We start from the raw sequence: 12,542 nt of genomic DNA on the forward strand, positions 1-12,542 counted from the left end.
CAAAGCTCAGCGAAAGTCGCGGTGGCAGGCCTCGCAGGCATCGGAGATGCGGGAGTGGAGTTCGCCCAGCTGACTGCAATCGCTCGGCGTCACGCGCGCGGCCTGGTCCAGCACGGCACGCAATGCCTGCGCGTGCTCGCTGAAGCGACGATCCTCGCCAATCGCAGGGAAGGCCGGCTCGACTTCGTCGGCCAGCAGGCGCAGCGATTGCAGCCGTCGCTGTTGCTGCATCGGCGTGCAGGTGGCGCCTGCGTCCGGTCGCAATGCGCGTAACTGGTAGGCCATGATCTGCATCAGGCTATCGGGCACCGGGTCGCGTCGTGACCGGAGTGCGTTGGCCACCATGACCGTGGCGACCAGGCCGATCAGCAGGCCCAGCACCAGCATGAAGGCGTAGCGGGCGGCGCGTGATTGGGTGGGAGGCGGGGCGTGCATGCGATGGCTCCTGGGACGCAACGTTCGTTGCGGCAGCGTGGGCGCGCCCTGGGCGGGGCGCGTAAAATACGCCGATGAAAGCACAATGGCGTGAACGCTTTGCCGGTATCGACCGGCTGTATGGGGTCGGCACGGTCGAGCGCTTGTCGGCGTGCCGCGTGGCGGTGGTCGGCATGGGTGGGGTGGGCTCGTGGGTGGTCGAGGCGCTGGCACGCACCGGGGTGGGGCACATCCGCCTGATCGATGCCGACGACCTGTGCGTGTCCAACACCAACCGGCAGCTGCCGGCGCTGGCCGGGCAATACGGGCGCAACAAGGCGCGTGCGATGGCCGAGCGCTGCGTGGCGATCAACCCTGACATCGAAGCCGACGCGGTCGAGGCTTTCCTGACCTCGGGCAATATCGACAGCTTGCTGGGTGAGGGCTTCGACCTGGTGATCGATGCCTGCGACAGCTTTCGGGTCAAGGTGGAAACCATCGCCTGGTGCCGCCGGCGCAAGTTGCCGCTGTTGACCGTTGGCGCGGCGGGCGGGCGCACCGACCCGACGCTGGTGCGCGTGCGCGATGTCTCGCGCACCGAGCACGATGCGATGCTGGCGCTGATCCGCAAGAAGCTGCGCAGCGAATTCAATTTTCCCAAGAACCCGCAGCGCTACTTCGGCGTGCCCGCGGTGTATTCGCTGGAAAACGTCAAATACCCGCAGGCCGATGGCAGCGTTTGCGGCATCCGCCCGCAGCTCGATGCCGATGCCACGCTCAAGCTGGATTGCGGTGCAGGGCTGGGTGCGGCCACGCATATCACCGGTACCTTTGCATTCGTGGCCGTGGGCAAGGCGTTGGACATGTTGCTCAAGCCCAAGGCCGCGGCAGCGACGCCGGCGGCCGAGGCGGTTGCGGCGTCGTGATGTGGCCTGCGCGCTGTCGTGCTGGCCGTGCGCGCTGATACGCACGCTGCGCTAGTGCGGTAGGCCGAACAGGCTGCGTGCGTTGGCCGATGTCTGCGCAGCAATGTGCGCAGGGTCTTGCCCGCGGAGCTGGGCGATGCAGTCCAATACCGTGCGCAGATACGCCGGCTCGTTGCGTTGGCCGCGGTTGCCGGCGTCGGGCTGATCCGGCGCATCGGTTTCCAGCAGCAGGTGCTGCAGCGGCATGCTGGCCACCAGCCCGCGCAAGCGATTGGCACGCGGGTAGGTCACCGGGCCGCCCAGGCCGATCATGAAATCCAGTTTCCACAACTGCTGCGCCTGCTCGGGGCTGCCGGCAAAGCTGTGCACCACGCCGCGCAGGCCACCTGTCGCCTTGATGCGGGCGATGACTTCCTCGGTGGCGCGGCGGGCATGCACGATCAATGGCAGGTCGAAGCGCTTGGCCAGCTGCAGCTGAGCATCGAAATAGGCGCGTTGCGCCTGCGCATCCAGTCCGTCGACGAAGAAGTCCAGGCCGCATTCGCCGATCGCGCAGGGCCGCTCGCGTTCGATCCACTCGGCCAGCAGCTCCAGGTCTTCGGGGCGGTGTTGGTCCAGAAACAGCGGATGCAGGCCATAAGCGGGGTAGAGGCCAGGTGCCTGATCGCAGACCGCACGCAGGCCCGGCCAGCTGGCGGCGGTGATCGCCGGGACCACTTGTTGCATGACGCCCGCGGCGCGGGCGCGCGCGACCACCGCCGCGCGGTCGTGGTCGAACTCGCCTGCATCCAGATGGCAATGGCTGTCGATCAGCTGCATCAGTCGCGGCGCACCGGTTCCGGCGCGGGCGCCTTGCGGGTTTTCCAATTGGCCAGCAGCAGCGTGGTCAGGCCGAACAGCAATTCGTCCAGAAACGGGATCGGGTCCGGCATCACCACGTCGATCAGAAACAGCGCGGCGGCCAGCTTGAACAAGGTGGGATAGCGCAGCGTGCTGGCCCAATCCAGCGCGCGTGCGGTCAAGGGATTTCGCATGCGAATGCTCCGGCTGTTAGAGATGCATGAAGTAACCGCTAGCTGAACTTAACCGCCGTGTTCATGAGCGAGCGCCTTTTCGTTCAGGGTTCCCATGCTGGAATCACGGCCGTCAACAACGCGGTGCGTCCGCAGGGAGCTGGTGATGAAGAGCAATACGACAACTATACTGGTCGCTGCTGGTGCCTTGCTGGTCGGAGGTGCCGCCACTGCCGCTTTCATGAATAACCGCCCATCGTCTGGCGATTTTGTCGCCAACGGCCAGCCGGCGCCGCGCGGCCTGGAATATGCCGATGTGGTCAAGGTTGCCCCCATCACCCAACGCGAGCCGCAGTATGCGCAGGTGATCAACAGCAACGCCGTCCGCGAGACCACCACCAGCACGTCGCCACGTGAAGTGTGCCGCGATGTCGTGGTGCAGGAGCGTCTGCCCGAGCGCGACGGTAACGTCGGCGGCACCGTGGCCGGTGCGGTCATCGGCGGCCTGATCGGCAACCAGGTGGGTGGCGGCAACGGCCGCAAGCTGGCGACCGCCGCAGGTGCGGTGGGCGGCGGCTTCATCGGTAACCGCGTCGACCGAAACCACGTCGGCGGCCGGGTCGTCGATCGCACCGAGCGTCAGTGCCATACCGAAAATGCCAACTCCTCGTCTTCGCGCGTGGTCGGCTACGACGTGACCTATCGCAATGCCGATGGCACCACCGGCACCATGCGCATGGACAGCAAGCCGGGCGAGCGCATCTCGCTGGGCGACGCCGACAACGTGGTGGCTTATGACGTCACCTACCGCTACGACGGGTTCGAAAAGACCGTGCGCATGAACGACAAGCCCACCGGCGACCGTCTGCCGGTGGTCGATGGCCAGCTGGTGACCCAGATGGCATCGACGGCGGTCGACTCCAACGTGCGCCAGGACGGTTTGAGCACCCGGCAGTAACGGGCCAGCCGCAGCGACACGCAGTCGATGCAGTCGTTGGAAAAGAGCCGGCATTGCCGGCTCTTTTCGTTAGCGCCAGGGCCGGACTGGTGCTCTGCCATGTTGGGGCGGCAACTGGCGGATAATCGCGCTTTCAGCTTGCGATGGAAGCCAACATGCCGGTGCGCCCCGATGACCTGTTCGACGTATGCGCGCTGCTCACCGACGAAGAGCGGGCGGTGCAGGATGCGGTCGCGCGCTTTACCGATACGCGGGTGGTGCCGGCGATCGGCGATGCCTTCGATGCCGGACGCTTTCCGCGCGAGTGGATTCCGGAACTGGCGGAACTGGGGCTGCTGGGCGCCAGCCTGCCGGTGCGCGAGGGCGGTGCGGGCCTGGGCGCGGTGTCCTACGGATTGATCTGCCAGGAACTGGAGCGCGGCGACAGCGGCCTGCGCAGCTTCGTCAGCGTGCAGTCGTCGTTGTGCATGTACCCCATCCATGCCTACGGTAGCGACGAACAGCGGCTGCGCTGGCTGCCGGAAATGGCGGCCGGCCGGGTCATCGGCTGTTTCGGCCTCAGCGAGGCGCAGGGCGGGTCGGACCCGGCCGCGATGACGACCCGCGCGGTGCGCGAGGGCGATGGCTGGCGCTTGAACGGCGCCAAGCTGTGGATCACCAACGGCAGCATTGCGGGGCTGGCGATTATCTGGGCGCATACCGACGATGGCGTGCGCGGCTTTCTGGTCGAAACCGACAGCGCCGGTTTCAGCGCGCAGGACATCAGCCACAAGATGAGCCTGCGTGCGTCGGTCACCTCGGGACTGTTCCTGGACAATGTGTTCGTGCCCGAGCAGATGCGGTTGCCGCGGGCGGCCGGTTTGAAGGCGCCGCTGAGTTGCCTCAACCAGGCGCGCTACGGCATTGCCTGGGGCGCGATCGGCGCGGCAGTGGCCTGCCTGCGCGAGGCGCTGGCCTATGCCGGCGAGCGCATCCTGTTCGGCCGACCGCTGGCCGCCACGCAAAGCGCGCAGATCAAACTGGCCGACATGGCGCGGCGGATTTCCACCGCCCAGCTGCTCGCGTTGCAGCTCGGGCGTTTGAAGGAGGCCGGGACGCTGCAGCCGGAGCAGATCTCGCTGGCAAAATGGAATAATTGCCGCATGGCGCTGGATGTGGCGCGCCAATGCCGCGACCTGCTGGGCGCGGCCGGCATCACCACCGAGCATGTGGCGATCCGGCATGCGCTGAACCTGGAATCGGTGATCACCTACGAAGGCACCGAAACCGTGCATCAGCTGGTAGTGGGACGTGCGCTGACAGGACTCAATGCGTTTTGACGAGGAGTGGGGGCTTGATCGGCAAGGATGTGAGGCGACGCCTGCGCGGCGTTTTCTGGACCGTTTGTTCGCTCGCGGGCATGGCAATCGCGCCAGCGCGGGCCAACGAGGCGCCACGCATGGCGCCGACGCCGACGTGGGTGGTGGCCGACGCCGTGCCCGAGAATGTGCCTGGCGCCACCGGGCTGCGCTATGAGCTGGTGTCCGACCAGGTCGATCTGACCGGCCGCGCGCCGCAGGCCTACCGCCGGCTTAGCTACACCGTGCAGCGCGCCAAAAGCCTGGAGGAAGCCGGGCAGATTTCCATCGACTACCAGCCGCAGTACCAGCAGCTGGAGCTCAACAGCCTGGATGTCTGGCGCGCCGGCAAGCGGATCGATATGCGCAGCCAGGCGCATTACGCCAAATTGCGGCGCGAGAGCGGCCTGGAGAATGGGTTGATCGATGGCGCGCTGACGCTGTCGATCACCTTGCCGGATCTGCGCGTGGGTGACCGTGTCGACTATGGCGTGACCATCAGCGGCAGCAATCCGGTATTCGGCAAAGGCTATTACGACGTGTTCGAAGCGCGCTACGGCGTGCCGCTGGGTGAACGCCGGGTGCGGGTGCGCTATCCCGCCCAGTTGCCGCTGCAGTGGCGCATCAGCGCGCCGGGGTTCGGCCGGAACGTGCGCACGCTCGATGGGGTGACGCAGTTGGACATCGGCGCCAGCAACATTGCAGCGGTGCAGGAAGAAAAAGACGCGCCGGACGATGTGGACCCGTATGGCGTGATCGAAGTCTCCACCGCCGGCAGTTGGGGGGCGGTGGCGGCCTGGGCGGCGCAGCTGTATCCGCGTGCATTCGAGCAGCCGCAGGTGGCCGCCAAGATGGCGCAGAGCCTGATGTTGCGCAGCGACGACCCGCAAGGTGCGTTGCTGCGCGCCGTGGCGTTCGTGCAGGGCGAGATCCGTTACGTCGGCCTGGATATGGGCGAAAACTCGCACGCCCCGCACGCGCCCGAAGTGACGCTGCGCAACCGCTACGGCGATTGCAAGGACAAGGCGACGCTGCTGATCGCACTGCTGCAGCTGGCCGGCATCCGCGCCGAGCCGGTGCTGGTCAGCAGCGACAAAGGGCATGGGCTGGAAAAGCGGTTGCCCAGTCCGTACGCCTTCGATCATGTGGTGGTGCGTGCGCATCTGCCGCAGGGCGAGGTGTGGGTGGATGCCACGCGCGATCGCGAAGAGGGTCCGTTGGCACAGCGTCGGCCGCTGCCGTTCGTGCGCGGATTGCCCGTGATTGCGGGGCAGGACACATTGGTTGACGTGCCTGCGCCGATGCCTGCGTTGCCGCAGATCGAAGTGAATGAAGAAATTTCCATTTCGCTGCGCAAGCCGCAGCGCTGGGCAAGCTTCACGGTGGACACCATGTATCGCCAGGGCCGCGGCGAGCGTGTCGCCAGCAGCTTCGACGACGATGGTGCGCAGACGGTGGGCGAGCACTATCTGGAATTCATGCAGCAGTACTACACCGCGCTCACCCAGGTGCGCGTGCCGAGCATCGACGCTGCCGATCCGCTCAATGTGCGCACGCACGAGGCCTACCGGCTGGAGTGGTCAGCCGAGGAGGGCGATGAGCTGGGCTTCCCGTTGTTCCAGCTTGGCGAGTGGATGGATGCGTTACCGAAAGAGGCGCGCAAGAGTCCGCTGGCGCTGGGCGGCCCGCGGCTGGCGCGGCAGACCGTGCGCGTGCACGGCGACCCGGCGATCCAGGTGGAAGCAGACACGCAAGTGGTCGCCAATCCGTGGTTCCGCTTCTCGCGCAGCATTGCGATGCGCGAGGGAAAAATGGTCATCGTGGGCGAATGGCAGCGCTTCACCGACCGTATTCCGGCCAACGGCGTGGCGCGCGCGGCTGCCGACATGGAACGCGCGCGCGACCTGTTGTACTTCAATCACGATCTCACGCCAAAGCGGCGCACCCAGCCGCCCGACTGGCGTGCGCTCGGCTATCCGCTGGCCGGCTTGGTGGCCCTGGTGGTGTTGCTAGTGGCCTGCTTTTTCTGGTGGCGCGGCGGTGGCCTGGGCGGAATCATGTTCGATCCCTATGCCACGGTGACGCGGATGCCGCAGCACGCTCGGTTGCGCTGGAGCGCCTGGGCGGTGTTTGCGGCGACCACGCTGCTGTCGGCGTGGGGGTGGCTGCACGCACTGCCGCTATGGGCCAAGGCCGGTGGTGTCATTGTCGTGGTTGCAATCGCCTTGCTGGGAGGCGTGCTGCTCAAGCAGATCCTGCGTTGGATGGGCAGCGGAGCCCCACTTGGGCAGGTGTTGCCGGCAATGGCCGGCTGCGCCTTGCCGTGGCTGGTATGCCTGTTGGCGGCCGTGGTCGCGCTCAAGGGCCAGGTTGCATTGCTGCGCACCGGCGCGACCGATCCGGCCGGCATGGCGCAGCTGGCGACATGCATCTTGCTGCTGATGCTGGGGGCGCTGTGGTGGTCGGTCTGCTCGGTGCAGGCCGCGGCCGCCGCTGCCGGCTGCGCGCGCACGCGTGCGTTCGGCGCCTGGGCGCTGACGGTGGCGGCGTTGGGCATCCTGATGGCGGTGTTGAGCGTGCCGGTGGCGGTGGTGGCCTTGGCCTGACGCAGGTCGGCGCGGCAGTGCATGCAAACCGGCATCGGTGCGCCGCTGTTGTGTGCGGGGCTTTGCAAAGGCACGCGGGGCTGTGACACTGCCAGCCCCCTCGTTGCTGTCGCGGAGCCAGCCAGATGTCGAGCGTGCGTCCCCCGTTGACCGTCCATGGCATGTCCAGTTCCGGCAATTGCTACAAGGTGCGCCTGCTGCTGGAACAGTTGGGCAGCCGCTATCACTGGGTCGAGGTGGACAGCGTGGCCGGGCAGACCCGCACGCCCGCGTATCTGGCCAAGAACCCCAACGGCAAGGTGCCGATGGTCGAGCGCGACGATGGCCGCGTGTTGACCGAATCCAACGCGATCCTGTTCTGGCTGGCCGAAGGCACACCGTATCTGCCCACCGATGCGTGGCAGCGGGCGCAGGCATTGAGCTGGATGTTCTTCGAGCAATACAGCCATGAGCCCTATGTGGCGGTGGCGCGGTTCATCAGCCTGTGGACGCCACGCGACGCCGCACGCCGCGCCGAGCTGCCACAGCTGCGCGCACGCGGCGAGCAGGCGCTGGCGGTGATGGAGCAGCATCTGCAGCAGCACGCCTGGTTCACCGGTAGCGACTACGGCATCGCCGATATCGCATTGTTCGCCTACACCCACTGCGCCGAAGACGGTGGTTTCGATCTTGATCGCTGGCCAGCGATTAGCGCGTGGTTGCATCGCGTGCAGGCGCTGCCGCGTTTCGTGCCGATGCCGGCCGCTGCATCGGTGGCGGCATGAGCCGTCTGCGCGATCTGCAGGTGGCTTGCCGGGTCAGTGCTGTGTGCCCGGCGGACGGCTGTCTTGACGCTCCTGCATCGGTATCGGCATGCGCCGTGCGGCTGCTCGGGCGGGTGCAACGCGTCAGGCGGGCCGGCGACTCCCGCTTGGCCGTGGCCGGCCGGCAGGAGCGCTGACGATGTGCGGATTGGCAGGAATGTTGCTGGCTTCGCCGCGCCTGCATGGCGAACAGCTCGATGCGCTGGTGCGGCCGATGGGGGCCGCCTTGCGCCACCGCGGTCCCGACGATGCCGGCACCTGGTGCGATGCGCAGGCAGGCATTGCGCTGGCGCATCAGCGCTTGAGCATTCTGGATCTGTCGCCGCTCGGCCATCAGCCGATGCGCTCGGCCGATGGCCGCTACGTGCTGGCCTATAACGGCGAGGTCTATAACTTCGCGCAGCTGCGCGCAGCGCTTTCCGCGCTTGGGCATCGCTTCCGCGGCCACTCCGATACCGAAGTGCTGCTGGCGGCCGTGGTGGAGTGGGGCCTGGATGAGACGTTGATCCGCTGCAACGGCATGTTCGCCATTGCGTTGTGGGACGAGCGCGACAACTGCCTGTTTCTGGCCCGCGACCGCGTCGGCAAGAAGCCGCTGTACTACGGGTGGGCCGGCGACACCTTGGTGTTCGGTTCCGAACTCAAGGCCTTGTGGCAGCATCCGGATTTCGACAACGGCGTGGATCGCGATGCGCTCACGCTGCTGCTGCGGCTGGGCTATATCCCGGCACCGGCCTGCATCCACGAGCACACCTTCAAGCTGATGCCCGGCCGGGTGCTGCGCATGGATGCGCAAGCTGTCGCAGCCGGCGCGGCCGCGCATCGTCCCGACCAGGCGCAGCAACCGTTCTGGAACGCCCGCGAGGCGATGCAACGCGCGCTGGCGACGCCGTTCACCGGTACCGACGCGCAGGCCGAAGCGCAGTTGGATAGCGTGCTGCGCGATGCGGTGGCCTTGCGCATGGTGGCCGATGTGCCGGTGGGCGTGTTCCTGTCCGGCGGCACCGACTCGTCCATCGTCACTGCGATGATGCAGGCGCAGAGCGCGCAACCGGTGCACACCTTCAGCATTGGCTTCGAAGGCTCGCACCACGACGAAGCGCCGCTGGCGCGCGAGGTGGCCACGCATCTGCGTACCGACCACACCGAACTCTATGTCAGCGGCGCCGACGCGCTGGCGGTGGTGCCGAACCTGCCGGACATGTTCGACGAACCCTTCGCCGATGCGTCGCAAGTGCCGACCGCGCTGGTCGCACGGCTGGCACGCGGCGGGGTCACGGTGGCGCTGTCCGGCGATGGTGGCGACGAATTGTTCTTCGGCTATGGCCGATATCAGCGCGCACTGCGCAATTGGCGCATGCACGGCCTGGTGCCAGGCCCGCTGCGTCGCCTGATGGCGGTGGCAGCGCGTCGCAATGGCGAATCCTCGCGCACCGGCGGGCTCGCTGCGCTGGTGGCCGAAGCCGGCGCACGCGGCATCGGCGACATCTACCGCAACCGCATTTCGCGCTGGCGTGATCCGGCCGCGGTGGTGCTGGGCGCCACCGAACCCGACAGTTTCTACAGCCTGGCCGATCCGCTGCATGGGTCCGGTACGCCGGCCGACGCGATGATGCTGGCCGATTTTGCCGCCTACCTGCCGGACGACCTGCTGTGCAAGGTGGATCGCACCACCATGGCGGTGGGGCTGGAAGCGCGTGCGCCCCTGCTGGATTGGCGCGTGGCCGAATTCGCCTGGTCGCTGCCGCTGTCGCTGAAATATCGCGATGGAGTGAGCAAGTATCTGCTCAAGCGCGTGCTGTGCCGCTACCTGCCGGACGCAATGGTGTACCGCGGCAAGCGCGGCTTTGGTGCACCGGTCAGCGCATGGCTGCGCGGCGATCTGCACGGCTGGGCGGACGATCTGCTGGCGCACGGCGCCCTGCAGCGCGAAGGCGTGTTCGCCGCCGACAGCGTGGCCCGCCTGTGGCGCGACTTCAACGGTGGCGAGCGCAAATGGCATACGCATCTGTGGACGGTGCTGATGTTCCAGGCTTGGCAGGCACACTGGCGCGAACAGCGCGCGGCCGTGGTGCGCTGACGCCTGAGGCTGGGGTCTGCGCACGCGGCGGGGTGGGCAAAGCCGCCGATGCGCGTTGCCGCGCGCGCGTTTGCGTATTGCCGCTGCGGCGCAGATGCCGGCGGCGTTTCACCGGCCCTGAGCATCCGGCTGGGTAGGGTGGGGCCCTGTTTCCACGGAGCATTCCCATGAGCAAGCTCACCATTGCCGTGCTGGTCGGCAGCCTGCGCGCCGAGTCGTATAACCGCCAGCTGGCGCGCGCGCTGGAGCATCTGGCCGGCGACAAGGCCGTGTTCGAGTACCTGGAGATCGGCGATATCCCGTTGTACAACCAGGACCGCGACGGCGATTATCCCGCCGAAGGCACACGGCTGAAGCAGCAGATCCGCGCCGCCCATGCGCTGCTGTTCGTCACCCCCGAATACAACCGCTCCATTCCCGGCGTGCTCAAGAACGCCATCGACACCGGCTCGCGCCCCTACGGCGATAGCGCGTTTGCCGGCAAACCGGCGGCGGTGGTGGGCATCTCGGTCGGCGCGATCGGCACTGCTACCGCGCAGCAGCACCTGCGTAACGTGCTGGCATACCTGGATATGCATGTGCTTGGCCAGCCGGAAGTGTTCCTGCAATACAAGGACGGCCTGTTCGGGCCCGACGACCAGATCGCCAATGCCGACAGCCGCAAGTTTTTGCAGGGCTTCATCGACCAGTTCCTGGGCCTGATCGGACATCTCAAGCGCTGAGTTGACCACAGCGGCGCCGCACGTCGCTGCGGCGCCGTGCTGGGCCTTGGGCGAGGGCGGAAACCTAAGCGGCGCAAGGGTCTCGGCATCTGCGACGGCCGCCGCGTAGAACGTGGATGCACCGGCTATACAGCAGTTATCCACAGAGTTGTGCATGGTCGTCGGCCGCGCCGATGACTATGCTTCCTGCCCTCGTCTCCCCGCGTCAGGTTTGTTTGTCCATGTCCGCTCGTCCTGGTTTCCGTTCCAAGCGCAGTCGCGATCGCGACGACGACGATTACGATCGTCCCGAGCCACGTCTGGACCAGCTGCGGGTACCGCCGCATTCGGTCGAGGCCGAACAGGCGGTGCTGGGCGGCCTGATGCTGGCGCCGGACGCGTTCGACCGGGTCAACGACCAGCTCACCGAAAACGACTTCTACCGACGCGACCATCGGCTGATCTACCGCGCGATTCGCGAACTGAACGAGAAAGACCGCCCGTTCGATGCAGTGACCCTGGGCGAATGGTTCGAGTCGCAGGGCAAGCTGGAGCAGGTGGGCGATGGCGCGTACCTGATCGAGCTGGCCAGCACCACGCCGTCGGCAGCCAACATCGCCGCGTATGCGGAAATCGTGCGCGACAAGGCGGTGCTGCGGCAGTTGATCGAGGTGGGCACCACCATCGTCAACGACGGCTTTCAGCCGGAAGGGCGCGACAGCGTCGAGTTGCTGTCTTCGGCCGAAAAGGCCGTGTTCAAGATCGCCGAAGCCGGCGCGCGCGGGCGCACCGATTTCGTGGCCATGCCCGGGGCATTGAAGGATGCCTTCGAAGAACTGCGCAACCGCTTCGAAAACGGCGGCAACATCACCGGCCTGCCGACCGGCTACACCGATTTCGATGCGATGACCGCCGGCCTGCAGCCGACCGACCTGATCATCCTGGCGGCGCGTCCGGCGATGGGCAAGACCACCTTCGCGCTGAACATTGCCGAATACGCCGCGATCAAGTCCAAGAAGGGCGTGGCGGTGTTTTCGATGGAAATGTCGGCCTCGCAGCTGGCGATGCGCCTGATCTCCTCCAATGGCCGCATCAATGCGCAGCGCCTGCGCACCGGTGCGCTGGAAGACGAGGACTGGGCGCGCGTGACCGGCGCGATCAAGATGCTCAAGGAAACCAAGATCTTCATCGACGACACCCCGGGCGTTTCGCCGGAAGTGCTGCGTTCCAAGTGCCGCCGGCTCAAGCGCGAACACGACCTGGGACTGATCGTCATCGATTACCTGCAGCTGATGTCGGTGCCGGGTAACAGCGAAAACCGCGCGACCGAAATTTCGGAAATCTCGCGCTCGCTGAAAGGCCTGGCCAAGGAACTCAACGTGCCGGTGATTGCGTTGTCGCAGCTCAACCGCTCGCTGGAAACCCGCACCGACAAGCGCCCGGTGATGGCGGACTTGCGCGAGTCGGGCGCGATCGAGCAGGACGCGGACATGATCGTCTTCATCTACCGCGACGACTACTACAACAAGGAAAATTCGCCGGACAAGGGCCTGGCCGAAATCATCATCGGCAAGCACCGCGGCGGACCGACCGGTTCGTGCAAGCTCAAGTTCTTCGGCGAATACACCCGCTTCGACAACCTGGCGCACGACTCGGTGGGCAGTTTCGAGTAAGCGCTGCGGTGGATCGGCCGGGCAGTCATCC

Annotated in this window: 11 protein-coding genes; 8 read left to right on the top strand and 3 right to left on the bottom strand. The window is 66.6% G+C overall.

The annotated features are described in order from the left end of the window. Nucleotides 1–6: 6 nt before the first annotated feature. On the bottom strand, nucleotides 7–435 hold the full coding sequence (locus tag FLG15_RS07240; protein ID WP_057678449.1) for a cytochrome c: 429 nt from the start codon (nucleotides 433–435) through the stop codon (nucleotides 7–9). 74 nt (nucleotides 436–509) lie between these two features. Here FLG15_RS07240 and FLG15_RS07245 point away from each other — a divergent pair, with 74 nt between their 5' ends. Then, the gene (locus tag FLG15_RS07245) at nucleotides 510–1,340 is read left to right on the top strand and encodes a tRNA threonylcarbamoyladenosine dehydratase (RefSeq protein ID WP_057678450.1); all 831 of its coding nucleotides are present in this window, start codon (nucleotides 510–512) and stop codon (nucleotides 1,338–1,340) included. Nucleotides 1,341–1,391: 51 nt separating this feature from the next. Here the strand turns inward: FLG15_RS07245 and FLG15_RS07250 are convergent, their stop codons facing one another. After that, the gene (locus FLG15_RS07250) at nucleotides 1,392–2,159 is read right to left on the bottom strand and encodes a TatD family hydrolase (RefSeq protein ID WP_057678451.1); all 768 of its coding nucleotides are present in this window, start codon (nucleotides 2,157–2,159) and stop codon (nucleotides 1,392–1,394) included. Continuing rightward, entirely contained in the window at nucleotides 2,159–2,374 is a 216-nt protein-coding gene (locus FLG15_RS07255; protein WP_057678452.1) for a DUF6116 family protein, read from the bottom strand. Before FLG15_RS07255 ends, FLG15_RS07250 begins: the two co-directional genes overlap by 1 nt. Nucleotides 2,375–2,519: 145 nt before the next feature. Between FLG15_RS07255 and FLG15_RS07260 the strand changes: the two genes are divergently transcribed. The 7 genes from FLG15_RS07260 (at nucleotide 2,520) to FLG15_RS07295 (ending at nucleotide 12,511) form a co-directional block, all read left to right on the top strand. Beyond that, nucleotides 2,520–3,311, top strand: coding sequence for a glycine zipper 2TM domain-containing protein (locus tag FLG15_RS07260; RefSeq protein WP_150145760.1), 792 nt, complete (start codon nucleotides 2,520–2,522; stop codon nucleotides 3,309–3,311). Nucleotides 3,312–3,454: 143 nt separating this feature from the next. Beyond that, the gene (locus FLG15_RS07265) at nucleotides 3,455–4,630 is read left to right on the top strand and encodes an acyl-CoA dehydrogenase family protein (protein ID WP_162267527.1); all 1,176 of its coding nucleotides are present in this window, start codon (nucleotides 3,455–3,457) and stop codon (nucleotides 4,628–4,630) included. A gap of 80 nt (nucleotides 4,631–4,710) precedes the next feature. Continuing rightward, nucleotides 4,711–7,254, top strand: a complete 2,544-nt coding sequence (locus FLG15_RS07270; RefSeq protein ID WP_150145762.1) for a DUF3857 domain-containing protein — start codon at nucleotides 4,711–4,713, stop codon at nucleotides 7,252–7,254. Between the two features lie 125 nt (nucleotides 7,255–7,379). Beyond that, complete coding sequence (locus tag FLG15_RS07275) at nucleotides 7,380–8,018, top strand: glutathione S-transferase family protein (RefSeq protein ID WP_039570421.1); 639 nt, start codon at nucleotides 7,380–7,382, stop codon at nucleotides 8,016–8,018. A gap of 178 nt (nucleotides 8,019–8,196) precedes the next feature. Beyond that, nucleotides 8,197–10,137, top strand: coding sequence for an asparagine synthase (glutamine-hydrolyzing) (gene asnB / locus FLG15_RS07285; RefSeq protein ID WP_057677822.1), 1,941 nt, complete (start codon nucleotides 8,197–8,199; stop codon nucleotides 10,135–10,137). A 167-nt stretch (nucleotides 10,138–10,304) separates the two neighbouring features. Continuing rightward, complete coding sequence (locus FLG15_RS07290) at nucleotides 10,305–10,859, top strand: NADPH-dependent FMN reductase (protein ID WP_057677823.1); 555 nt, start codon at nucleotides 10,305–10,307, stop codon at nucleotides 10,857–10,859. Nucleotides 10,860–11,080: 221 nt separating this feature from the next. Continuing rightward, the gene (locus FLG15_RS07295; protein ID WP_003483586.1) at nucleotides 11,081–12,511 is read left to right on the top strand and encodes a replicative DNA helicase; all 1,431 of its coding nucleotides are present in this window, start codon (nucleotides 11,081–11,083) and stop codon (nucleotides 12,509–12,511) included. Nucleotides 12,512–12,542: the final 31 nt, after the last annotated feature.

The sequence above is a fragment of the Xanthomonas phaseoli pv. dieffenbachiae genome (assembly GCF_008639345.1).
Lineage (GTDB): Bacteria > Pseudomonadota > Gammaproteobacteria > Xanthomonadales > Xanthomonadaceae > Xanthomonas > Xanthomonas phaseoli.